General features: G+C 67.6%; 15 protein-coding genes and 2 pseudogenes. 13 read left to right on the forward strand and 4 right to left on the reverse strand.

Annotated features, from left to right (window positions below; all coding sequences use genetic code 11):
- Window positions 1–159: 159 nt before the first annotated feature.
- From ACFXOM_RS05655 to ACFXOM_RS05710, 12 genes are all read left to right on the forward strand, one after another.
- Entirely contained in the window at window positions 160–1011 is an 852-nt protein-coding gene (locus ACFXOM_RS05655; protein WP_384935725.1) for a helix-turn-helix transcriptional regulator, read from the forward strand.
- Complete coding sequence (gene sufB / locus ACFXOM_RS05660) at window positions 1008–2429, forward strand: Fe-S cluster assembly protein SufB (RefSeq protein WP_384935722.1); 1422 nt, start codon at window positions 1008–1010, stop codon at window positions 2427–2429. Before ACFXOM_RS05655 ends, sufB begins: the two co-directional genes overlap by 4 nt.
- Before the next feature lie 64 nt (window positions 2430–2493).
- The gene (gene sufD, locus ACFXOM_RS05665) at window positions 2494–3690 is read left to right on the forward strand and encodes a Fe-S cluster assembly protein SufD (RefSeq protein ID WP_384944755.1); all 1197 of its coding nucleotides are present in this window, start codon (window positions 2494–2496) and stop codon (window positions 3688–3690) included.
- On the forward strand, window positions 3690–4007 hold the full coding sequence (locus ACFXOM_RS05670) for a bifunctional 3-phenylpropionate/cinnamic acid dioxygenase ferredoxin subunit (RefSeq protein ID WP_384935716.1): 318 nt from the start codon (window positions 3690–3692) through the stop codon (window positions 4005–4007). Before sufD ends, ACFXOM_RS05670 begins: the two co-directional genes overlap by 1 nt.
- A 7-nt stretch (window positions 4008–4014) precedes the next feature.
- Complete coding sequence (gene sufC, locus ACFXOM_RS05675) at window positions 4015–4779, forward strand: Fe-S cluster assembly ATPase SufC (RefSeq protein ID WP_384935714.1); 765 nt, start codon at window positions 4015–4017, stop codon at window positions 4777–4779.
- Window positions 4776–6044, forward strand: coding sequence for a cysteine desulfurase (locus ACFXOM_RS05680; protein ID WP_384935711.1), 1269 nt, complete (start codon window positions 4776–4778; stop codon window positions 6042–6044). The genes sufC and ACFXOM_RS05680 overlap by 4 nt, the downstream gene beginning before the upstream one ends.
- Before the next feature lie 11 nt (window positions 6045–6055).
- Window positions 6056–6511 carry a Fe-S cluster assembly sulfur transfer protein SufU gene (gene sufU / locus ACFXOM_RS05685; RefSeq protein WP_384935708.1) on the forward strand — a complete coding sequence of 152 codons (456 nt, stop codon included), beginning with the start codon at window positions 6056–6058 and terminating at the stop codon, window positions 6509–6511.
- 119 nt (window positions 6512–6630) lie between these two features.
- Window positions 6631–6921 (forward strand): metal-sulfur cluster assembly factor, encoded by a 291-nt coding sequence (locus tag ACFXOM_RS05690; RefSeq protein WP_384935873.1) that lies wholly within the window; start codon window positions 6631–6633, stop codon window positions 6919–6921.
- Window positions 6922–7527: 606 nt separating this feature from the next.
- Entirely contained in the window at window positions 7528–9018 is a 1491-nt protein-coding gene (locus ACFXOM_RS05695; RefSeq protein ID WP_384944753.1) for an FG-GAP repeat domain-containing protein, read from the forward strand.
- Window positions 9019–9070: 52 nt separating this feature from the next.
- On the forward strand, window positions 9071–12718 hold the full coding sequence (locus ACFXOM_RS05700; protein ID WP_385037036.1) for a LamG domain-containing protein: 3648 nt from the start codon (window positions 9071–9073) through the stop codon (window positions 12716–12718).
- A 108-nt stretch (window positions 12719–12826) separates the two neighbouring features.
- A complete protein-coding gene (locus ACFXOM_RS05705; protein ID WP_385037039.1) occupies window positions 12827–19762 on the forward strand; it encodes a polymorphic toxin-type HINT domain-containing protein in 6936 nt (2311 codons plus the stop codon).
- Window positions 19763–19801: 39 nt separating this feature from the next.
- A complete protein-coding gene (locus ACFXOM_RS05710; RefSeq protein WP_385037042.1) occupies window positions 19802–20302 on the forward strand; it encodes an SUKH-4 family immunity protein in 501 nt (166 codons plus the stop codon).
- 122 nt (window positions 20303–20424) lie between these two features.
- Here the strand turns inward: ACFXOM_RS05710 and ACFXOM_RS05715 are convergent.
- The 4 genes and pseudogenes from ACFXOM_RS05715 to ACFXOM_RS05730 all read right to left on the reverse strand — a co-directional run bounded on the left by ACFXOM_RS05715 (window position 20425) and on the right by ACFXOM_RS05730 (window position 23943).
- Window positions 20425–21722: pseudogene (locus ACFXOM_RS05715) on the reverse strand (tyrosine-type recombinase/integrase).
- Window positions 21722–21871 carry a helix-turn-helix domain-containing protein gene (locus ACFXOM_RS05720; protein ID WP_385037045.1) on the reverse strand — a complete coding sequence of 50 codons (150 nt, stop codon included), beginning with the start codon at window positions 21869–21871 and terminating at the stop codon, window positions 21722–21724. Before ACFXOM_RS05720 ends, ACFXOM_RS05715 begins: the two are co-directional and overlap by 1 nt.
- 23 nt (window positions 21872–21894) lie before the next feature.
- A pseudogene (locus tag ACFXOM_RS05725) lies at window positions 21895–22499 on the reverse strand (replication initiator); the annotation flags it as partial.
- Window positions 22500–22602: 103 nt separating this feature from the next.
- On the reverse strand, window positions 22603–23943 hold the full coding sequence (locus tag ACFXOM_RS05730) for a tol-pal system YbgF family protein (protein ID WP_385037048.1): 1341 nt from the start codon (window positions 23941–23943) through the stop codon (window positions 22603–22605).
- Between the two features lie 149 nt (window positions 23944–24092).
- On the opposite strand from ACFXOM_RS05730, the gene ACFXOM_RS05735 reads away from it, so the two are divergent.
- Window positions 24093–24320, forward strand: coding sequence for a hypothetical protein (locus tag ACFXOM_RS05735; RefSeq protein ID WP_385037051.1), 228 nt, complete (start codon window positions 24093–24095; stop codon window positions 24318–24320).
- Window positions 24321–24848 lie beyond the last annotated feature (528 nt).

Raw genomic sequence — 24848 nt, forward strand, 5'->3', positions numbered from 1 at the left:
TCGCTCCGCGAGGTCTTCGGTCGGCCCCGCGGGCACACACAAAGCGCCGGTCACAGGCTCGCGGGACCGTGGGCGAACCCCCGGTGGCCGCCGCGGGGTCATTGCGCATCGATCCCGTGAACGATCATTTCCGCAGGTCAGGTTAGGTTTCCCTAAGTGATGCACGGCACCGTTCGGTCGCCAGGGTGCGGCTTGTCACTCTCTCGGGAATTACGCAACAATGGCGTTGTGAAAAACGGCGAGGGTAGGCGGGAGACGCCTCAGGAGGACGCCGCGACCGGGGAGCGTTCGACGCGCAACCGGGTCGCGCGATCCATCCTGGACCACGGGCCCTCGACCGTCGCCGACCTCGCCGGCCGCCTCGGGCTCACACAGGCGGCCGTCCGTCGTCACCTCGACGCCCTCGTTTCCGACGACGTCGTCGTCGCCCGCGAACAGCGGGTGTACGGAGCACGCACCCGTGGTCGGCCCGCCAAGGTGTTCGCCCTGACCGACTGCGGGCGGGACGCCTTCGACCAGTCGTACGACGTCCTCGCGGTGGACGCCCTCCGCTGGATCGAGGAGCACGCCGGCGGGGAAGCCGCCGTCGCGGCGTTCGCCCGGAACCGGATCGAGGCCCAGGCCGGGGCGTACCGCGAGGCCGTGGAGGCCGCGGACCCCGAGGAGCGCACCGAGGCCCTGGCCAAGGCGTTGACCGCCGACGGGTACGCTGCCACGGCGCGTAATGCACCGGTCGGCGAGCAGCTGTGCCAGCACCACTGCCCCGTCGCCCACGTGGCCGAGCGGTACCCGCAGCTGTGCGAGGCGGAGACCGAGTTCTTCTCCCGCCTGCTCGGGACCCACGTGCAGCGCCTGGCCACGATCGCCCACGGCGACGGGGTGTGCACGACCTTCATCCCGAAGGGCGGCCACCGGCCCGGCGACGTGGCCCGCGAGACCAGCACCATCCAGAAGTCCGAACAGACCAGTTCACCAGCATCTGCAAGCAAGGCCGGGAGGAACCCCGCATGACTCTCCCCACGGAGACTGCCCACCCTGAACTCGAGGGTCTGGGCAAGTACGAATACGGCTGGGCCGACTCCGACGCCGCGGGCGCCTCCGCCAAGCGCGGTCTCTCGGAGGACGTCGTCCGCGACATCTCCGCGAAGAAGTCCGAGCCCGAGTGGATGCTGAAGCTGCGTCTGAAGGGCCTGAAGCTGTTCGACAGGAAGCCCATGCCGAACTGGGGCTCCGACCTGTCCGGCATCGACTTCGACAACATCAAGTACTTCGTGCGGTCCACCGAGAGGCAGGCGGAGTCCTGGGAGGACCTGCCGGAGGACATCAAGAACACGTACGACAAGCTCGGCATCCCGGAGGCGGAGAAGCAGCGCCTGGTCGCCGGTGTCGCCGCCCAGTACGAGTCCGAGGTCGTCTACCACCAGATCCGCGAGGACCTGGAGGCCCAGGGCGTCATCTTCCTCGACACCGACACCGCGCTGAAGGAGCACCCGGAGCTCTTCCAGGAGTACTTCGGCACGGTCATCCCGGTCGGTGACAACAAGTTCGCCTCGCTCAACACCGCGGTGTGGTCCGGCGGCTCCTTCATCTACGTGCCGAAGGGCGTGCACGTCGACATCCCGCTGCAGGCCTACTTCCGGATCAACACCGAGAACATGGGCCAGTTCGAGCGGACGCTGATCATCGTCGACGAGGACGCCTACGTCCACTACGTCGAGGGCTGCACCGCCCCGATCTACTCCTCGGACTCCCTGCACAGCGCCGTCGTCGAGATCATCGTCAAGAAGGGCGCCCGCTGCCGCTACACGACCATCCAGAACTGGTCGAACAACGTCTACAACCTGGTCACCAAGCGCGCCGTGGCCTACGAGGGCGCGACCATGGAGTGGGTCGACGGCAACATCGGCTCCAAGGTCACGATGAAGTACCCGGCCGTCTACCTCATGGGCGAGCACGCCAAGGGCGAGACGCTCTCCATCGCCTTCGCGGGCGAGGGCCAGCACCAGGACGCCGGCGCCAAGATGGTCCACATGGCGCCGAACACCTCGTCGAACATCGTCTCCAAGTCGGTGGCCCGCGGCGGCGGCCGCACGTCCTACCGCGGTCTGATCGAGATCGGTGAGGGAGCTCCGGGCGCGAAGTCCAACGTGCTGTGCGACGCGCTGCTCGTCGACACGATCTCCCGCTCCGACACCTACCCGTACGTGGACGTCCGCGAGGACGACGTCTCCATGGGCCACGAGGCCACCGTCTCCAAGGTCTCCGAGGACCAGCTCTTCTACCTGATGAGCCGCGGTCTCTCCGAGGACGAGGCGATGGCGATGATCGTGCGCGGCTTCGTCGAGCCGATCGCCAAGGAGCTGCCCATGGAGTACGCGCTGGAGCTCAACCGGCTGATCGAGCTGCAGATGGAAGGGGCCGTCGGCTAGCACGGCCGGACGCCCGACACGCAGCTGCACACTTTTGACCGAGGAAGAGAGCACAACGACAGCCATGGCTGAGGCTCAGAACATTCCGGCGGGCTCCACCACCGCCGGGTCGATCGCGGTGGCCGCCGAGTCCACCGTCGCCACGCGCATGAGCGCGCCCCCGTCCTACGACGTGGCGGACTTCCCCGTCCCGCACGGACGTGAGGAGGAGTGGCGGTTCACCCCGCTGGACCGCCTCGCCGGGTTGCACGACGGATCCGCCGTCGCCACCGCCGGCGGTGTGACCGTCGAAGTCACGGCTCCGGAGGGCGTCACCGTGGAGACGGTCGGCCGGGAAGACACCCGGCTCGGCAAGGCCGGCTCTCCGGTGGACCGGGTCGCCGCCCAGGCCTACTCCTCCTTCGAGAAGGCCACGGTCGTCACGGTCCCCAAGGAGGCCGTGCTCACCGAGCCCATCCGGATCTCCGTGCACGGGGAGTCCCCGGAGGGGCAGCTCGCCACGGCCTTCGGGCACCAGCACATCGAGCTCGGAGCCTTCGCCGAGGCCGTCGTCGTCATCGACCACACCGGTGATGCCGCCCTCGCCGCGAACGTCGACTACGTCCTCGGGGACGGTGCCAAGCTGACCGTCGTCGCCGTCCAGGACTGGGACGACAAGGCCGTCCACATCGCCCAGCACAACGCACTGGTCGGCCGGGACGCCTCGTTCAAGTCCGTCGTGGTCACCTTCGGCGGCGACGTCGTACGGCTGCACCCGCGCGTGTCGTACGCGGGCACCGGCGGGGAGGCCGAGCTCTTCGGGCTGTACTTCACCGACGCCGGCCAGCACCAGGAGCACCGCCTCCTCGTCACCCACAACACCCCGCACTGCAAGTCGAACGTCGTCTACAAGGGCGCGCTCCAGGGCGACGACGCGCACGCCGTGTGGATCGGCGACGTGCTGATCGAGGCCAAGGCCGAAGGCACCGACACCTACGAGATGAACCGCAACCTGGTCCTCACGGACGGCGCGCGGGTCGACTCGGTGCCCAACCTGGAGATCGAGACGGGCGAGATCGTCGGTGCCGGTCACGCTTCCGCCACCGGCCGCTTCGACGACGAGCAGCTCTTCTACCTCATGGCACGCGGAATCCCGGAGGCAGAGGCCCGCCGACTGGTCGTCCGCGGCTTCTTCGCCGAGCTGGTCCAGCAGATCGGTCTGTCCGACGTCGAGGAGCGCCTCATCGCCAAGATCGAGGCGGAGCTGGAGGCGTCCGTCTGATGGCCTTTGTTCGAGCATGCGGGCTGAGCGAGCTGGAGGAGGACACCCCGAAGAGGGTGGAACTCGACGGCACGCCGGTCTCCGTCGTCCGCACCGGAGGCGAGGTGTTCGCGATCAATGACATCTGTTCGCACGCCAACGTCTCGCTCTCCGAGGGCGAGGTGGAGGACTGCCAGATCGAGTGCTGGCTGCACGGTTCCAGCTTCGACCTCCGCACCGGCAAGCCCTCCGGCCTGCCCGCGACGCGCCCCGTTCCCGTATACCCCGTAAAGATCGAAGGGGACGATGTGCTCGTCTCCGTCACCCAGGAGTCCTGAGTCACCCATGGCAACGCTTGAAATCCGCGACCTGCACGTCTCCGTCGAGGCCGAGAACGGCCCCCGCGAGATCCTCAAGGGCGTCGACCTGACCGTGAAGCAGGGGGAGACCCACGCCATCATGGGTCCCAACGGTTCCGGCAAGTCGACCCTCGCCTACTCCCTCGCGGGACACCCCAAGTACACGATCACCGGTGGTTCCGTGACCCTGGACGGCGAGGACGTCCTGGAGATGTCCGTCGACGAGCGCGCCCGCGCCGGCATGTTCCTCGCCATGCAGTACCCCGTCGAGGTCCCGGGAGTCTCGGTCTCGAACTTCCTGCGCACCTCCGCCACCGCGATCCGCGGCGAGGCACCCAAGCTGCGCACCTGGGTGAAGGAGGTCAAGGAGACGATGGGGCAGCTCCAGATGGACCCCGCCTTCGCCGAGCGCAACGTCAACGAGGGCTTCTCCGGCGGTGAGAAGAAGCGCCACGAGATCCTGCAGCTGGAGCTCCTCAAGCCGAAGATCGCGATCCTCGACGAGACCGACTCCGGCCTGGACGTCGACGCGCTCCGCGTCGTGTCCGAGGGCGTCAACCGGGTCCGCGAGACCGGCGAGGTCGGCACCCTGCTGATCACGCACTACACGCGGATCCTCCGCTACATCAAGCCCGACCACGTCCACGTGTTCGCGAACGGGCGGATCGCCGAGTCCGGCGGCCCCGAGCTCGCCGACAAGCTGGAGGCCGAGGGCTACGAGGCCTACGTGAAGGGTGGCGTATCCGCGTGACCCCTCCCCGCCAGGGGCTCCCCGGCCTCCTCGACACCGAGGCGCTCCGCAAGGACTTCCCGATCCTCGACCGCGTCCTGCACGACGGCAAGAAGCTCGTCTACCTGGACAACGCGGCGACCTCCCAGACGCCGCGCCAGGTACTCGACGTGATCAGCGAGTACTACGAGCAGCACAACGCCAACGTCCACCGTGGCGTGCACGTGCTCGCCGAAGAGGCCACGGCGCTGTACGAGGGTGCCCGCGACAAGGTCGCCGCCTTCATCAACGCGCCGAGCCGCGACGAGGTGATCTTCACCAAGAACGCCTCGGAGTCGCTCAACCTCGTGGCGAACATGCTGGGCTGGGCCGACGAGCCCTACCGCGTGGACCACGAGACCGAGATAGTCATCACGGAGATGGAGCACCACTCCAACATCGTCCCGTGGCAGCTGCTGGCGCAGCGCACCGGCGCGAAGCTGAAGTGGTTCGGACTCACCGACGACGGCCGTCTCGACCTCTCCAACATCGACGAGATCATCACCGAGAAGACCAAGGTCGTCTCGTTCGTGCTGGTCTCCAACATCCTGGGCACGCTCAATCCGGTCGAGCAGATCGTGCGCCGCGCCCAGGAGGTCGGTGCGCTCGTGCTCGTCGACGCCTCGCAGGCCGCCCCGCACATGCCGCTGGACGTCCAGGCACTGGGCGCCGACTTCGTGGCCTTCACCGGACACAAGATGTGCGGCCCGACCGGTATCGGCGTGCTGTGGGGCCGCCAGGAGCTGCTGGAGGACCTCCCGCCGTTCCTGGGCGGTGGCGAGATGATCGAGACCGTCTCGATGCACTCGTCCACGTACGCACCCGCGCCGCACAAGTTCGAGGCGGGTACGCCCCCGATCGCCCAGGCCGTCGGCCTCGGTGCGGCCGTGGACTACCTCGGCTCGATCGGCATGGACAGGATCGCGCAGCACGAGCACGCGATCACCGAGTACGCGGTGCAGCGCCTCCAGGAGGTGCCCGACCTGCGGATCATCGGCCCCGTCACGGCCGAGGACCGTGGGGCCGCGATCTCCTTCGTGCTCGGTGACATCCACCCGCACGACGTGGGCCAGGTGCTCGACGAACAGGGCATCGCCGTCCGGGTCGGCCACCACTGCGCGCGACCGGTCTGCCTGCGGTACGGAATTCCTGCGACCACGCGGGCGTCGTTCTACTTGTACTCCACGCCGGGCGAGGTGGATGCGCTGATCGACGGCCTGGAGCACGTCCGCAACTTCTTCGGATGAGGGACTGACGCGTGAAGCTTGATTCGATGTACCAGGACGTCATCCTGGACCACTACAAGCACCCGCACGGGCGGGGCTTGCGGGACGGCGACGCAGAGGTGCACCACGTCAATCCGACCTGCGGCGACGAGATCACGCTCCGAGTGAAGTACGACGGCTCCCGCATCGAGGACGTCTCGTACGAGGGCCAGGGCTGTTCCATCAGCCAGGCATCCGCCTCCGTGCTGAACGAGCTGCTTGTCGGCAAGGAGCTCGCCGAGGCGCAGAAGATCCAGGCCACGTTCCTGGAGCTGATGCAGTCGAAGGGCCAGATCGAGCCCGATGACGCGATGGAGGAGGTGCTGGAGGACGCCGTCGCGTTCGCCGGCGTCTCGAAGTATCCCGCGCGGGTGAAGTGCGCCCTGCTGAGCTGGATGGCGTGGAAGGACGCGACGGCCCAGGCGCTGTCCGAAGGGAAGACCGCATGAGTGAGAACGCCGAGACCACGGCGAACGCCGAGGGCACGACGGAGCAGGCGTGGCCGGACGAGAACACCTTCTCGTCCCCGCCCGCCGGACCGGCGGGTTCGAAGGCATCCGAAGAAGAGATCCGCGAGGCGCTGTACGACGTCGTCGACCCCGAGCTGGGCATCGACGTCGTCAACCTGGGGCTGATCTACGGCATCCACGTCGACGACTCCAACATCGCGACCCTCGACATGACGCTGACATCGGCAGCCTGCCCGCTGACGGATGTCATCGAGGACCAGGCCAAGTCGGCGACCGACGGCCTCGTGAACGAGTTGAAGATCAACTGGGTGTGGATGCCGCCGTGGGGCCCCGACAAGATCACGGACGACGGCCGTGAGCAGCTGAGGGCGCTCGGTTTCAACGTCTGACACCGCACGTCGGGACGTCGCCGACGTCGCGTCGAACGGCCGTGCCCGCCGGGTATTCCGGCAGGCACGGCCGTCGTGCGTTCGGCGGGAAGGAGCCCGGGGCCGCCGCACGGGGCTCGGCCGGGGCTTAGGTTCCAGGCGCTGACGACGATCTTGGCGCACGCCCAGTCGGGGTTCCTGGCGCACCATCCACGGGCTGGCCAACTCGGCAATGAGCGCATCGAGTCGCTGCCGCGAGATGCCCGTGCAGATGCGACGCGAGAGGGCCGCCCGGGCCAGGAACCGCTTCAGAGCCGTCCCAACCCGTACGGCACTGCTCACGTTCCAGCCCAGCAGGCACCGCTGTCGTGCACAGCACCGTAAGCGGATCCACGTCGGCCCCGGAGCGGGGAGGCTGGCAGAGTTCGACTGGTATGTCTGCGACGAGTGGGACGTGTGATGAAAATGTAACGATGGCATTTTCCTTTATGTCGGACATCTCCTCTTGATTCTATGTCGGCTCTGGGTAAGAGTCGTCGCACTTTGACCAAGTGACCAGGGGTGGGGAACAACAGAATGATGGGGGAGTTGAGTGCCTGGCGGCGAAAGGCCGCCGGGTTCGCAGCAATGGCATTTCTGCTGTTGGGTACGGGGATCGGGACTCCGCAGCAGGCATCCGCGGCGGCAGGATGCGTGGGTGGGGTCGACAGCGACTTCAATGGGGACGGTCTGCGGGATGTCGTCATCGCCGACCCGATGGCGACGGTGTCGGGCAAGGCGAGGGCCGGTCTGATCCATGTGGTCCTCGGGGGCGGCAAGGGCACCGTCGAGGTATCTCAGGACACGGCCAATGTCTCCGACGTTGCGGAGGCCGGCGACCAGTTCGGCTTCTCTTTCGCGGTCTACGACGCAGACAAGGACGGCTGCAGCGATCTCGCTGTAGGCGTCCCGTACGAGGACGTGTACAACGTTCCTGACGCCGGCCTGGTGCAGGTGCTCTACGGCTCCACCGTCGGCATCGGCCAGGGCAAGTCCGACATCGGCTTCCGGCAGGGCACGGATGGGCTGATGAAGGAGGCCTACGAGCCGGAGGACTGGGTCGGCTACTCGGTTGCCACGACCGTCTCGGCCACGGGCATCCCGTACCTGATCATCGGTGTCCCGGGCGAGGACGTGGACGGGAAGGTCGACAGCGGGCTCGTCACCTGTGTGTACGGCGCAGGCTTGTCGGTGGTTTCCGTCGACGAGCAGTCGACCGGGGTGTGGGAGGACCGCGAGGCCTACGACCAGTTCGGTGCCTCCCTCGCTGCCAGTGGCAATCTCTTCGTTGTCGGTGTCCCCGGTGAATCCATCGACACGGACCGCGCGGCCGGAGCGGTCGTGGCCTTCCGCGCGTCGATCAACTCCGACGGCATCCCCAGTCCTGAGTTCGGCATGGGGCAGAGCCGCACCGATGGCGCCGAGTCGTCGGCCGAATCCGGTGACCGTTACGGCACGTCGATCGCCATCGCTCCCTACCGCCCGTCCGGTGCGGCGTCGGCCACCGACTTCCTGCTCGCCGTCGGCGCTCCGAGCGAGGATCTGGGCGGTGCCGTGGACGCGGGAGCCGTACTCACTTACCACGTCACCGCGACGGGTGCTGTCACGCTGCTCAACTGGATCGACCAGGACACGGCGGGTGTCGAAGGCGCCGCCGAGGCCGGCGACTTCTTCGGGCAGCGACTCACCGCCGTGAACACCACGCCGAGTGCCGTGGGCTCCGCTTCGACCATGCGTCTTGCCGTCGGTGTCCCGGGCGAGGAGTCGGCCGGCGGCAGGCGGGACGTGGGCGGTGTTCAGGTTTTCCCGATGCTGGGCGCACCCGGCACGGGCGACGTGTGGCTCGAGCCTGGCGCGGGCATTCCGGCCACGGCCGGAGAACAACTGCTCACCGGCATCAGCCTCGGCGGCACGCGCACCTCGTTCTTCGTCGGCATGCCGTACGGCCCGGCCGGTGGCCACGCCGTGTACGGCTTCCCCTGGGGCACCTCCTCGGGTGAGGGGCCGACTCAGACCTGGAAGCCCGGTGAGGGTGGTATCCCGGCAGGCGACGGTGCGTTCGGCACCGCCGTCGGATGACCCGGCCGCGCGGTTCCGAGGAAGAGACGTGAACAAAAGAGGAAGTGACAACGTGTCAACCCGGATACGTCGCAGCTCGCTGCTGAGCGCGGCGGCAGCGGTCGTCACGGCGAGTGCGGTCATCGCCGCGGGGGCGGCGAAAGGGCCGTCGCACGCGCAGTTGCCCGAGAGCCGGACGGCCGCCACGGCGAGTCCTGCCGAGGAAGGCCCCGCCGCAACGGAGACCGAGGCCCGCGCAGTCGCCCGAAAGAGCGGGGAACGCGTCGAGGTCGCCGGCCTGCGCACCGAGCGCCGGGAGGTCTTCGCCGAGCCGGACGGCACCTTCACCGCCCGGGAGTACACCGATCCCGTGCGCACTGTGCGTGGCGGCAAGTGGGTCCCCATCGACCCCACCTTGGTCAAGCGGGCGGACGGGACCGTCGTCCCGAAGGCGACCACCGTCGGCCTGTCCTTCTCGTCCGGGGAGGCGGGCAAACCCTTCGTCACGCTGCAGCGGGCCGGCAGGGAGTTGTCGCTGACCTGGCCGTACGGCAAGCTGGCGGACCCGGTGGTCGAGGGGAACAGCGCCACCTACACCGACGCGCTACCCGGCGTGGACCTCACCGTGCGGGCCGAGGCCGACGGCTTCGGCCATCTGCTGGTCGTCAAGACCCCCGAGGCTGCAGCCAACCCCAATCTGGCCAGGATCGACCTCGGCCTCAAGACCGAGGGCCTCACGATCAAGGAGGAAGCCTCGGGCGCGCTGCGGGCCGAGGACGCCGCTGTCGGCGGTACCGTCTTCGAGGCGGGCACGCCGGTGATGTGGGACTCGGCCGCGGTCGAGGAGCAGTCGGCCAATCCGACGGGCGCCAAGGCTGCAGCGAGGGCCCTCACGGTGAGTGCCGGCGATGCCCCCACGCCTGCTCCGGCCTCCGAGCCTGCTCTGGCGGGTCCCGGCGGTGGCGGCCGTACGGCCCCGCTCGGCATCGAGGTCGGCAAGGGCAAGCTCACTCTCGTGCCGGACCGCGCGATGCTGACCTCGAACGACACGGTCTTCCCCGTCGTTATCGACCCGATCCAGCGGACCACGTCCCGCACTGCCTGGACAGCCGTGATGTCCGGGAAGCCGACCACGGCGGAGTGGAAGTACTCCGACAGCGCCGGCGTGGGCAGGTGCCCGACGGACTACAACCCGGTGTCCTGCAACGGGGTCGGCGTGCGGCGGGTGCTGTTCACCATGCCGATGTCGTTCTACAAGAACAAGCAGATCCTGAGCTCGACCTTCTCCGCCCGGGTCGCCCACATCTACAGTGCGAAGCCGACTGCCGAGCCGATCCGCCTCTACCGCATCGGTGGTGCCAACTACTCCATCAACTCGTCGAGCAACTGGTCCAACACCAGCGGCCACTGGGACGCCCGGCTGGAGACCGTCGACAAGGCGATCTCACCCACGTCCTGCTCCAGTCAGGCCAATCTCCACTTCGAGAGCGGTGCCACGGGGGCCCTGACGAACCAGGTCAGGAGCGCGGCCAACGGCGGCTGGTCGTCCATGACACTCGGCCTGCGCGCCGATGACGAGAGCCGTTTCGCGGAGTGGAAGCGGATCTGTGGCAACGCCTACCTCTCCGTGAGCTACAACACCCTGCCGTTGCCGATCCAGGCCGGTTGGATGTCGCAGAACCCTGGTGGTGCCTGCAAGACGGGATCCTCACGTCCCTACAGCGAGGTTCCGCCGGTCATCTCGACCGAGGCGCGCGACCCCGACCACGGTGGCGCACAGACCGACAAGGTCAAGGTCGAGTTCAAGGTCGAGTGGACAGATGGCGTCGGAAAGGCGCAGTCGTACACCACAAACACCTCCTACCTCTCGCCCATTGCGGGAACCAAATTCATCCACCAGGTCAAATCCACCATCCCGCAGAACACGGTGGTCTCCTGGAGCGCCCGGGCCTACGACGGTGACGGCTGGGGCCCCTCGTCCCCGAAGTGCGAGTTCATCTACGACGCAACCCTGCCCGGGCGCCCGAACGTGCTCTCGGAGGAGTACCCGTCCGACACCGTCTACCACCACGGAGTCGGCACGTACGGCACCTTCACCTTCACACCCAACCCGAACGACTCCATACCCGACACGGACGTGGTGAAGTACCGCTACGCCTTCGATGCGACCGCCTCGCCGGCGATCACGGTAGCGGCTACTAGAGCCGGCGGTCCCGCCTCGGTGAATTGGATGCCGACGAGGGAGGGACTGCACTGGCTCGAGGTCGTCGCCGTCGACAAGGCGGAGAACCCGAGCACCGTCCAGCGCTACGAGTTCCGCGTCTCCGAGGGCAAGCCGGTCACCGGCCAGTGGAACCTCGCCGACGAAGCCGGCAGCACGGAGGCGCACGACGAGAGCGGGGTCTACTCCGCGACAACGGGCGGCGGCGTGACCTTCGGCGTCGAGGGTCCCGGCGGAAAGGCCGATGCTGCGGCGCACTTCGACGGCACCGCCGGGGCCTACCTCGACACCGAGGAGACCGTCATCGACTCGGCGAAGGGCTTCAGTGTCAGCGCCTGGGTGCGCCCGGCCGAGCTGACCCGGGACATGACGGTCATCAGCCAGGACGGCACGGGTGAGCCCGGTTTCACCCTCGGCTACGACTCCGTCCTCAAGGCCTGGTCGTTCTCGATCCCCGTGACGGACGTGGACACCATCGGCGCGTGGAAGGCCGTGTCCACCGGAGTGCAGGTGGTGCCGAACCAGTGGGTGCTGCTGACCGGCATCTACGACGCCCAGAAGACCGAACTGCAGCTCTTCGTCAACCAGACGCTCAAGGGCACGGCCCAGCGCCCGTCCGTCTGGAAGTCCTACGGCTCGCTGCAGATCGGCCGCTCCACGGCGAAGACCGGCTACCAGAACCACTTCACCGGGGACCTCGCCGAGGTCCGGGTCTTCGACCGGGTGCTGCCCCAGGCGCAGATCGCAGAGCTGATGACGGTCAAACCTGAGCGCAAGGGGTATTGGCAGCTGGATGCCGCGACCGATGGAGTATCGCCCGAGACGGGCAGGATGGTCGACGGGAAGACGGTCTTCGGGCCGTCGTTGAACCTCGCGGGGAACGCCTCCATCTACCACCAGGACTGTCCGGACCCCCTGCTGTGCGAGCAGCCGTCACCTCTGGTGGGCGCAGGGCACCTGGCCCTCGACGGCGATGGCGACTACGCCAGCACCGCGACTGCCCCGATCACCGGTGCCAGCAGCTTCACTGTGACGGCCCGTGCTCAGCTCACCTCGCTCGACCCGGAGAAGTCGCAGACCGTCCTCTCCTTGCCGGGCAAGAACGCCAACCGGTTCGCGGTCCGCTACCGGGCCGGTGAAACCGGCGGCAACTGGGAGCTGGCCGTGGCCAAGACCGACACCGCGGGTGCGGACACGGCCACGTTCATCGATGACCAGGCGCTGCCCGACACGGGTGGTTCCGGTCAACATCTGGCCGTCGTCTACGACGCCTTCGCCAACGAGATCCGCCTGTACGTCAACGGCCAACTGGCGAGCTCGGCGCGCGGTGTCGACGGCACTCTATGGGGTGCCGACGGTGGTCTCCAGGTGGGTCGTTCGGCCCTCGGTGACAGCGAGTTCTTCGCCGGCTCCATCGACGAGGTCCGCGCTTACAACGGCGCAGCCGACCTGGTCAAGGTCGGCTTGATGGCCACCCTACAGGCCGAGCCGGAGCTCTAGGCCCGGACTGTTCAGTCCCCACCAGCGCTGTGCCGGCCCGTCATGGGCCGGCGCAGCCTGGTCGTTCTTCCGATCTTCCTCAGTATCCGTATCCCATGGAGCTGCGTGATGTCTCGTCGCGGCCGATTGCTCAATCGGCGCATACCCAAACGTCTCTTTGTCACCACCGTTCTCGGACTGTCGCTCGCGCTGTCGTCCTCCACCGTCCAGGCGCTGTCGTTCGCCGATGAGACGGGGCGGAGCAGGCCCGGTGTCCAGGACTTCGGCGATCCCATCGAGGGAGGCACCGCCAAGGCGAAACCCCGGCCGGCGGACCCCGCCCGCAAGGCAGCCGTGACCCGGCTGGGCAAGACCGTATGGCCCCGCACCGGAAGCGCCGAGGTGCTGGTGGGCTCACCCGGGGCGAGGTCCCAGGGCACGGTGAACTCCGGCGGCCTGCCGGTCAGCGTGACCCTGCCGGGTACGACGGCCAAGACCGCGCTCAGGAACGCGTCCAAGGCGCCTTCGACGGCCCCCGGCAAGGTCAAGGTCGACGTCCTCGACCCCAAGCGTGCGGCCCGGCTCGGGGTCGGGGCGCTGATCCGGGTGCAGCGCGCAGATGATGGCGAAAGCACCGCGAAGGTTCGCCTGAACGTCGGTTACACGGCGTTTGCCGAGGGCTACGGTGGCGACTACGGCAGACGTCTCCGTCTTGTCGAGTTGCCGGCCTGCGCCGTGATCGCCGAGCCGGGCAGCAAGGCCTGCCCGCAGCTTCCTCGGCCGCTGCCCACCGCGAACAACGCCGAGACGCGCACCGTCTCGGCCGACGTCAGTGCAGTCCCGGCCGACACCGGCATGTCCACCATGGCCGTACAGGGCGGCTCTCTCGTCGCCCTGGCCGCGGGAGACTCCTCGTCCCAGGGAGACTACGGCGCCACTCCGCTGGCACCGTCCGCGAAGTGGACGGTCTCCAACTCGTCCGGCGGGTTCTCGTGGAACTATCCCCTGCGCACACCGCCGACGCCCGGCGGCCTGACGCCGACCATCGGCTTCGCGTACTCCTCGCAGTCGACCGACGGCCGTACCTCCGACACCAACAACCAGGGCTCCTGGATCGGTGAGGGCTTCTCGTACGAGCCGGGCTACATCGAGCGCCGCTACAAGGCCTGTTCGGACGACGGCCACAAGGACTCCGCCGAACAGTGCTGGGCCTTCGACAACGCCACCGTCCTGCTGAACGGGATGTCGACCGAGCTTGTCAAGGACGACAAGACCGGCAAGTGGCACCTGGGCAGTGACGACGGCGCCAAGGTGGAGAAGACCACCGGCGCGGTCAACGGTGACAACGACGGCGAGTACTGGAAGATCACCACGACTGACGGCACCCAGTACTTCTTCGGTCTCAACCGCCTGCCCGGCTGGGCCAACGGCAACGAGGAAACGAAGTCGACGTGGACCCTGCCGGTCTTCGGCGACGACTCCGGTGAGCCCTGCTACAACGCCACGTTCACCAGCGCGCACTGCAACCAGGCCTGGCGCTGGAGCCTCGACTACGTCGTGGACACCCACGGCAACGCGATGTCCTACTTCTACACGCCGGAGACCAACTGGTACGCGCTGAACGGCAAGACGGACGTCAATGGCACCGCATACCACCGGGGCGGCTACCTGAAGCGAGTCGACTACGGTCAGCGCGCCGGCCAGGTCTATGCCGCGAAGGCCCCGGCACGCGTCGTGTTCACCACCGCCGAACGATGTCTGCCCACCGACACGTTCACTTGCTCAACCGCGGACTTCAAGAAGGCGAACGCCGCGTACTGGCCTGACGTCCCGATGGACCGCTACTGCGCAGCGGACACCAAGTGCACGTCGTCTCAGGTCGCCGCGTCCTTCTGGACCAGCAAGCGGCTGACAGGCGTCACCACACAGATCCGCAAGGATGCCACGGAGTACCAGGACGTGGACGCTTGGACGTTCACGCACCTGTTCACCGACAACGGTGACTCGTCCAAGACGCTCTGGCTGTCGAAGATCGACCACGAGGGCCGTGTCGGCACCACCGCCAAGATGCCCACGCTGGAGCTCTACGGCATCCAGCTGGCGAACCGGGTCGATGCGGTCGGCGACAACATCGCCCCGTTCCACCGGTTCCGCCTGTCGGCGGTGCTGAGCGAGACCGGCGCTCAGCTGGACGTCAACTACGCGCCGGCGGAATGCACCAAGTCCGCGCTGCCCACGCCCGGTGAGTCGACCAAGCGCTGCTACCCGGTGAAGTGGGCCCCGCCCGGCTACATCGACCCCATCACCGACTGGTTCCACAAGTACGTCGTCGCGGAGGTCGTGGAGACCGACCGCACGGGCGGCGGCGAAAAGCTGGTGACGCGCTACGACTACCAGGGCCCCGCCGCATGGCGGAAGGCCGAGCCGGACGGCATCACCGAGGAGAAGTACCTCACCTGGGGCGGCTGGCAGGGCTACGGCAAGGTCAGGGTGACCAGCGGCAGCTCCGAGAACCAGACCACCCGGATCGACTACACCTACCTCCAGGGGATGGACGGGGACAAGCTCCCCAATGGTTCCGCCCGGTCCGCGGAGGTCACCGACTCCGAAGGCGGCAAGTACACCGACCACAAGGAGTTCACCGGCCACGAACTGGAGGCCGCGACCTACGACGGCACCAAGCTCGTCTCCAAGGTGATCAACACACCGTCCCGGTGGTTCACCGCCACCGACACGAACACGTGGGGCACCAACCACGCCTCGATCGTCAAGACGACCAAGGTCCGCGGATTCACCGTCACCGAGGGGGGTGACGGCCGCCGTGAGACGGAGACGAACACCGAGTACGAGACAGCGAACGGCACCGGTCGCGTCATCGCGACCGAGGATCTGGGCGACCTGTCCACCCCTGCGGACGACCAGTGCACCCGCACCGAGTACGCGGACAACACGAGCGCGAACATCCTCGACACCCCTTCCCGCGTCGAGACGGTCGCCGTCACGTGCAAGGCCACTCCCGACCGCCGGACGCAGGTCCTCACGGACGAGCGCACCTCGTACGACGGCGGGGCATTCGGCGCGCCGCCCACGAAGGGCGACGCGACCAGGACCGAGCGACTGAAGTCCCACGACGGCACCACGCCGCAGTACCAGATCACGGGTACGACGACGTACGACGCCTTCGGACGGCCGCTTTCCCAGAAGGACGGCGTCCAGGCAGAGACCAAGACGGCGTACACGGACGTCAACGGCCTGATCTCGCGGGCCAAGGTGACCAACGCCCTGGGCCACGTCACCACCACGGACTACCACCCTGCCTGGGGCCAGTCGACCGGACAGACCGACCCCAACGGCAAGCGCACCGACCTCGCCCACGACGGACTCGGCCGTCTGGTCTCCGTCTGGCTCCCGGACCGCGCCAAGTCGCAGACCCCGAGCATCAAGTACAGCTATCTGATCCGCCGGGACGACGTCGCCGCGGTCAAGACCGAGAAGATCCAGATCGACGGTTCGTACGGCACGGAATACGAGCTGTACGACGGTCTGCTGCGGCCCCGCCAGAAGCAGACCGAAGGCCCGAACGGCACGAGGATGGTGGCCGACACCTTCTATGACGGCACGGGCAAGGTGCGGAGCACCAACGCGACGTACAACGCCGCAGGCGCCCCGTCGGACAAGCTCCTGCTCGTCCACAACGGCGAAGTGGGATCCCAGGCCCGCTACGAGTACGACGGCCTGGGCCGCACGACGGCCGAGATCTTCGCCGTCTCCGGCGTCGAGCAGTGGCGTACCAAGTACGTCCACGGCGGAGACCGCACCCACATCGACCCGCCCGTCGGCGGTACTCCGACGACCACGCTGACCAACGCCCGGGGCGAGACCACCGAACTGTGGCACTACAAGTCGGCGGACCTGGTCCTCACGGGGCCGCCGGCCGAGCACGACACCACGAAGTACGCCTACACCCCGGCCGGCCAGCTGGAACGGCTCACCGATGCCCAGGGCAACGTCTGGACGTACACCTACGACCAGCGCGGCCGGCGGACGGAGAGCGTGGACCCCGATTCCGGGAAGGTGACGACGCAGTACGACGACGCCGACAGGCCGGTGGCATCGACGGACGCCCGCAAGAACACCGTCAGCACCGTCTACGACAAGCTGGGACGCGTTCTCACCACCTGGGACGGCGCCGCGACGACGGGCACCAAGCTCACCGAGCGGCGCTATGACAAGGCCGGATGGCTCGGCCAGGAGTGGGCGTCGCTGCGCTACGTCAACGGGACGGAGTATTTCGGCACCGTCGTCCAGAGCGTGGACCACTTCTACCGCCCCCTGAAGACCGCCTATGCGGTTCCCGCGTCCCAGAAGGAACTCGCCGGCACATACGTCTACACCAGCACGTACAACCGTGACGGCACCCTGCAGAGCAGCGGCATGCCAGCGGCGGGGGGCCTGGCCGCCGAGGCGCTGGTCTACGGCTACGACGAACTCCAGCGCTCGAAGACCATGACGAGCGCCACGTCGTCGTACGTCACCGACACGGTGTGGTCGAACACCAGTCAGTTGCTCCAGTTGGAGCTGTCGAACGGCGGCAAGAAGAACTGGCAGACGTTCGCCTACGAGAAGGGCACCGACCGGCTGACCCGGTCCCTGGTCGACGTTCAGGGCTCCGCCACGGGACCGGTGAAGGAGTCGAACTACTCCTACGACCAGATCGGCAACGTGCTGTCGGTCGCGGACACCGCGGGTGCGGGCACTCCGGACCTCCAGTGCTTCGCCTACGACTACCAGTACCGGATGACCGAGGCGTGGACGCCGTCCACCACCGACTCCGCGGCTGCGGCATCCGGCACCGAGGGGAGCCAGGCCCCTGTCGAGGGCTCGTCCCCGTCGGCCTGTGGTGCTGCCGCCGGAGGTTCGGCGCTCGGCGGATCGGCACCGTACTGGCGCTCCTACACCTTCGACGCAGTCGGCAACCGGCTGTCGGAGACCGTCCACGACAGCGGCCTAAACGCCAAGAAGGACGTCAAGCGCACCTTCAGCTACAACGCGGGCACACACCAGGTTTCCAAGGTCACCGAGACCACCCCGACCGGCGACCGGCAGTACACCTACGGATACGACCCGTCCGGCAACACCACCAAGCGGACGATCGGCGGCAGCACCCAGACGCTCGACTACGACGCGCAGGGCAAGGTGATCAAGAACAGCCGACCTGACGACGTCACCACCCCGGAGAACGAGGCGTCGGAGACGACGTTCCTCTACGGTCCGGACGGCGCACGAGTGATGCGCAAGGACCCGACCGGGACGACCGTCTATCTGCCGGGTATGGAGCTGCGCCTCGACGCCGGCACCACCACGGCCAAGGCGACCCGCTACTACTCGTATGCCGGGCAGACCGTCGCCGTCCGCACGACCGACAACAAGCTGTCGTTCGTCGCATCGGACCACCACGGCACGGGCGAGCTGGCCATCGACGCCGCGACCGGAGCGGTCACCCAGCGGCGCTTCGACCCGTACGGCAACCCGCGAGGCGCCGAGCCGGGCGAAGGCGCCTGGCCAGGAGAGAAGGGCTTCGTCGGGGGCACGATCGACGCCTCGACGGGGCTGACGACCATCGGGGCCCGCGAGTACGACGCCTTCCTCGGCAAGTTCATCTCGCCGGACCCGGTGGTCGACCACAACGACCCGCAGCAGCTGAACGCGTACGCCTACGCCCACAACCGCCCGGTCTCCGCGAGCGACCCGACGGGACTCTACGACCCAGACGAGCGGGCCTACTGCCAGAAGCACCCGAGCAGTTGCTCGAGCGGCAAGGTCAAGCCCACGCAGACCCCTGCGCAGACAGCCGTCAATGACGCTACCGACAACCTGAACAGGGCTCAGAACAACCTCAGCGGCGCCAAGCAGCAGATCAAGCGCGCGGTCAAGGCGATCACCAAGATCGTCATGGACGAACTCGGGATCACCGCAGCTCTGGACTGCTTCTCCAGCGGTGACCTCGGTTCGTGCGGCGAAACGGCACTGAACATCGCCGGAAGCTTTGCGGGTGGCCTGGCCGGCAAGTTCCTGGCGAAATACGGCCTGCCGTGGAAGTGGAACAAGGCCTATCGGCTGATCAAACGGGTCACCGGTCTGGTCGGGGACCTGATCGACGGCGCCAAGAAGTTGTGGGATGCGTCCAAGACCGTCGACAAGGCCAAGGGGGCTCTGGCGGCGGCGAAGGCCAGGCTCGGTAAGAGCGGCTGCCACAGTTTCCTGCCCGGCACGAAGGTGCTTCTCGCCAATGGCAAGAAGAAGAGCATCGAGGACGTCAGGCTCGGTGACAAGATCACCACGACCGATCCGTCGACGGGCAAGAAGGTCACCCGCACGGTCGTCGGCACGATCGTCACCAAGGACGACAAGCACTTCGTCGACCTGACGGTCACGACGGCCAAGGGTGCCCGGGCCTCGCTGGTCTCGACCGTCACCCACCCGTTCTGGGTCGAGAACGAGCGGCGCTTCATCGAGGCCGCCGACCTCAAGCCGGGAATGGTCCTGCGCACGCCCGAAGGCGAAGCCGTTCCGGTGACGGACCTACGGTTCTTCAGCGAGCGCAGGCAGACGCACGACCTCACTGTCGAGGACGTCCACGCGTACTATGTGCTGGCGGGGGCCACGCCGGTCCTCGTTCACAACTGCCAGGTTGATTACGGGAGCACGGATCTCAGCCAGGCAGTAATCCAGGAGCGCCTGAAGCTCGGAAACAAGGCCAACAACTTCGCTGCGGCCCGCTACACGGATTCGTCAGGTGCGGAGCAGGTAATGGTTGCCTTCTCCTCCAAGGGGCGAGGCAATCACGCTGAGCAGAAGCTGATTCGAGCAATCGGGAAGGATAACATTTCCGAGATCTATTCGGAGTTGCAGCCCTGCCGGAATTCGTGCGCTCCGGCAGTTGCGGGAATCAGAACTACATGGTCCTGGAATTGGACCACTTCCGCAGAGGGTGCGATCTCTCGCAAGAGTCAGCTAGCGGCCGTGCGCGGAGTGTTTGCTGACGCCCTCTCTGGGAACTGGTAGCCTGCGCGAAGTCATCAATGTCCGCCACTTTGGCCGTAATTGAACCTGGATCTGCAAATGTCACCGAAACTCACGTACCCCATCCAGTCCCTGGAGGGCCTGCGCAACGACCCGGCTCGGCGGTTCTTGGGCGATGTCGGGCTCCCGGCCGACAACCTACTGTTCGGATTTGCGGAGCCCCTCGCTCGGCAAGTCGAGGCGGATGGTGGTGAGCGAAAGTTCATCCGGGTTGGCGAGGGTGGGGATGATGAGGAGTTTTGCGTAGATATTGACACAGGGGAGGTTGTCTGCGTCAATCTGGCGGATGCCAGCATCTGGCACGTGAGTGATTCGCCGGAGAAATTCCTCGCATGTCTCGAAGAGTTCATGTCTCGCTACCCGTACGGGGAAGGCGAATCTGAACTTGAGGAGAGAGAGGCCATGGCGAACGCTTTGAAGGAAGCACTTATCGCGATCGACGCCACCGTCTTCGATGAGGACCCGGGGTATTGGTACACAATCCTCGGCGATGTGGCTATCGGTGACTACAGTGATGAGTGACGCTGTGCCTTGAGGTGCCGATTCTCTCGCGAAGCAAGGTGCGCAGTAGCAAATTTGAAGCCCCGTCAGGTGTGTCCTGACGGGGCTTCTGCGTGGGGTGACGGCAGTACTTGACGGCAACGTCAGTGGACGGTGGCTGCGCACCGTGGCGGATCGTCGCCGTCGTCGCGGGTCGACTTGTCGTGGGCAGGGCCGTCAAGGGCACTGCTGAGGGTGTCGATGGCGTCGCGCTGGAGGCGGAGTCGGACGTGGGCGTAGACGGTGGCGGTGACGCCGATGTGGGCGTGGCCGAGGAGCTCCTTGATCACGACGAGTTCGACGCCTTGTTCCAGGAGCAGGGTGGCGGTCGAGTGTCGGAGGTCGTGGAAGCGGATGCGGCGGAGGCCGGCCTTGCGGAGGAGCGTGGCGCGGGTGAGGTTAGTCGGGTCGAGCAATGCGCCCTGCACAGTGGTGAAGACGTGCCCGTTGGGCTGCCAAGTGGTGCCTGCTGCCTCGCGCTCACTCTGCTGCTGTTCGTGGTGGTGTTTCAGTGACCGGACGCAGCGGGCGGGGAGAGCGATGCGTCGTTCGGAGGCCCGCGTCTTGGTGGGCAGCGTGGTGAGCCCGCCTTCGCTGGTGCGCTGGAGTGTGCGGCGGATGGCGGCGGTGCCCGAACCGAGGTCGAGGTCTTCCCAGCGCAGGCCGAGGAGTTCGCCCTTGCGGACTCCAGTGTGGAGGGCGAGTTCGAACAGCGCGTGCAGCCGATGCCCCCGGGTGGCCGTCAGGAGTCGGCGGGCTTCGTCCGTGGTGAGGGGTTCGAAGCGTCGGGGCCGGGGCGTGCCAGTGCGGACGTTGCGGGCGACGTTGCGCGGGATCTCCTCCTCACGCACGGCGTGCTCCAGGGCGGACTTGAGCACGGAATGGACGTAGCCCAGTGTCAGCGGGGAGAGCACCTTGTGGCAGCACTGGCCGGCGGCACAGCATCGGGGCTGATCACGGACAGCATCGATGCCGCGGGTGCAGCACTGGCAGGTGGTGCGGAGCTGGTTGAGCCAGGTGCGGACGTCCTTGGCGGTGAGCTTGGCGAGCTTCTTCTTGCCCAGGCCGGGGACGAGGTACTGGTTGACGCAGGCGGTGTAACGGGTGTTGGTGTTCTCGCGGAGCTGATGGACGGCGACCGCCTCCAGCCAGTACGTCAGGTACGCGGCCACGCTGCCCTGCGCGGAGGGGACGGGGAGGCCGCCGTTGCTGGTGGCGATCTTCTCGGTGAGCTTGGCCAGGGCGTCTTTCCGGGTGGCGCCGTAAACGCGGACGCGCTTGCGGGTGTTGCCGGGGGCGAGGACGTATCCAGCCGCTTCCCAGCGTCCGTCCTTGCGCTGGTAGACGGTCCCGTCGCCGTTCGCACGCGGCGGGAGGCGGGGGTGTCGCGGGGCGTGGTCATCAGGCGGCTTCCTGGTCGAGGCGGGTGCGGATGAAGTCGGTGAGGGCGTGGGTGGGGATGCGGCGGGCGCGGCCGAGGGTGATCGAGGCGAGCTGCTGGGTCCGGAGCAGGTCGTAGACGGCTGAACGGCCGATTTGGAGGAGGGCCATGACCTGGGGCACTGTCAGCAGTTCCTGCGATGTGCTCGGCGGCCGAGGGTGGTGGAGTAGCTGCGGGACTTGGTGGAGAAGTGGCCGCGGAAGCCGAGCATGTGCGCCCACTTCCAGAGCTTGAGGTGGGCGAACTCCGGCAGCTTTCCCAGCTCCCAGCAAGTGCGGATCATCCGTCGCACATGCTGGGCGACGGCGAGCCGGGACAGCGGCAGAGTCTGCCCGGTGCCGCCGCACGCGGTGCACGGGAGCGGCGTCCCATGGGGCAGCACGGTGGCGCCGCGTCCCTGGCAGGGGCGGCAGAACAGGGCGCGGTCGAGGGTGCCGGAGGCGTCGGCGGACTTGGTGGCGTACTTCGCCACGTAGGCGGCCACGGCATGATCGGTGAATTCGGCGTCAGCGCCGAAGGCGGCGATCTCGCGTACGTCGAGCGGTTCGCCCCAGGCGAGTTCGCGTTCCCCGATCGCGTCCGAGTCGACCGTGATGCGGACCCGGGCGGCGGCGGCGCCTACGGCGTCGGTGGCGTACGTCGGCGGGGGCTGGGAGCTGCCGTCCGGGCCGTCTAGCCGGACGGCGGCGTGGGAGTGGACCAGGCGCGCTGCTGGTACTCGGTGACCGCTGCCCCGCTGGGACTGGTGCGGGGTTGCTGGAAGCACACGTGGCGGGTGATCTCTCGGCGCACTCGCCGTCGTGGCTGACTTTCTGTGGCTGAGCTTGAAGGCGGGACGGGATCAGGTGACCAGCGACGGTGGCGCGAGCGTCCGCGCTCGGTCGTACAGGTCGCGGGCCGTCGCGTTCTTCAGATGAGGGCGCAAGAGACCGAGCATTGCCTTCACGCGTTCGTCGGCGCGGCCGGACTGCACCTTGGTGTAGTCGTCGAGGGCCTGGTGCCAGGTGGCGCAGGCCGCTTCCAGGTGGCCGAGTTCCAGCTGCCGCTCTGCCAACAGTCCGCGGCGGTGTACTCGTGTGCGCTGGTACGTGCTGGGGCGGAGCCGGTCCGCTTGTTGCATGGCTTCGACGGCTCCGGCTTTGTCGCCGAGTTCGTAACGTACCTGGCTGATGTGGTAGTTGAGCGAAGAAGGGTCGTACGAGCCGAACGCCTTGCCTCGTGACTCGGCGCGGTCCATGGCCGCCTCGGCCTCCCGGATGTAGCGCAACGCGCGCGTACGGTCGCCGGTCTGGGCGGCGGCGTGCGCCTGCTGGCCGACGAGGAAGGCCAGCATCCGAGGGCCGGCTTTCGGGGAGGCGGCGGCAGCGGCGTCGGCCAGCTCCATGGCCTTTGCCCCGTGGCGGAGGTCGACCGCCTGGACGCTCATGCCTCGCAGGGTGGTGCAGTACGTCAGGTGGTCCTTGGCTGCGCCCGCCAGCTCCAGGGCCTTGACGTAGTAGCGCTGTGCGAGACCGTGCAGCCCTTCGTCCACGGCCATGTAGCCGGTCAGGTAGAGCAGGTCCGAGGCGGCGGACAGCATCGCCTTGCGTACGGCCTCGGGTGTGTCGGCGCGCAGGTAGGAGGCCACGGTGTTGACCATGAACGAGGCCGCCATGGGGCGTGCGTGACGACCGCCGAACTCGTCGTCCAGTTCCGAAACACGCTCGGTCATGGCGATGACCATGTCCACTTCGTTCATACCGATGCGACTCGTGCGGCCAGACTGAATGGCATCGGCACGCCCGACTACATCAGGCCAGCCGGGAATGGTGGCGGCCACGGAGAACAGGCCGGCACCCAGGACGCTGCGGCGGGACGGGTCCATATCCAGCCTCCCCAGGTCGATCACCCCTTCCACGGTATCCGCAGCCGCGGAGGAGCGATTGCGTGGAACGGGCAGCCCGGCCTCGGCATGGGTGACGGGGCGGCCGAGGTGGCGGGAGAGAGCTTCGAGGATGCATCCGCGCACCGCACCCCGAGGGACGGTGCCGCCCAGCCAGTGGCTCACCGCCGACTCGTCGTAACGCAGAGGGATCCCGGTCTCCGTACCGACGCGGTTCACCGCCCGTGCGAACTGGCGGTGAGTCCAGCGGCTCTCGGCGAGCAGGCGCCCGAGCGCCGCGTTCGGGTCACGCTTGGCCATGCCCTCAACTCCCCGTGACCTTGGGAACTTTCAAGGCTTTCAAGTCCTGGTGCTGCGGCAACGGTACCGCTGAGCGTGGTGGTGAGGTTGCGTAGAGACAGCAGGCAACGGCGAGTCCTTGCCGCAGCCGTCGTCTGAAGGGCTGAGGGATGAGAAGCGAAGCACGGGCCCGTCTGGCTCGGATGACCGAGGAGCGGGGCATGGACGGGGTGTCGAGGATCGACTCCTACGAGGGCGCGGACCTGCCGCCGGGTTCGAACCGGTTCTCGCCGTGTCTCTGCCCGCAGCACGGCAGTGCCACGCCCGAGTACGGCGCGGAGAAGCTGAGCGTCGCAGTACGCGAGGCCAACCAGCGCAGCCGCGGAGAGCGGCTGTGAACCGGTTAGCCGAAGCCGTCGGCCGCTACGTCGGACCACTCCTGATCATCATCATCTCGGGATCGGCCGGCTTCGTCCTGGGCGTCGCCGCCGCATCCACCCCCACCTGACTCCTCCCCGTCACGCATCCAGGCTCCCCACCTGTGATGAGGGAGGGCCCGCCGCCGGAGGCGGTGGGCACCCCGTCCGGCTGCCTTCTTCGCAAGGGTCCGGCAGCCGGACGGGTCCAACTCCGCAGCATCCGCCGCGGAGTCCACTGACAACCGTAAGGGAGAAAGCGATGAACGTGGACGAGCTGTTCACCGGCGACCTGACCACCGGCGTCCCGGCCGTCGAAGCCGCGCTGCTCGACAAGATGCCGGGCGGCGGCGACAACAACGGCGACCACTGCAGCAAGTGATCCAGGGCTGACGCCAGGCGGGGGGGGGGGGGGGGGGGGGCCCCCCCCCCCCCCCCCCCCCGAAAAAAAACAAAAAGTAGGGTCCTGATGTCGCCGCTGCGGGCTCCTAAGAGCAAAATGGAAGTGCC

The organism is Streptomyces sp. NPDC059169, from assembly GCF_042755225.1.
Classification (GTDB): domain Bacteria; phylum Actinomycetota; class Actinomycetes; order Streptomycetales; family Streptomycetaceae; genus Streptomyces.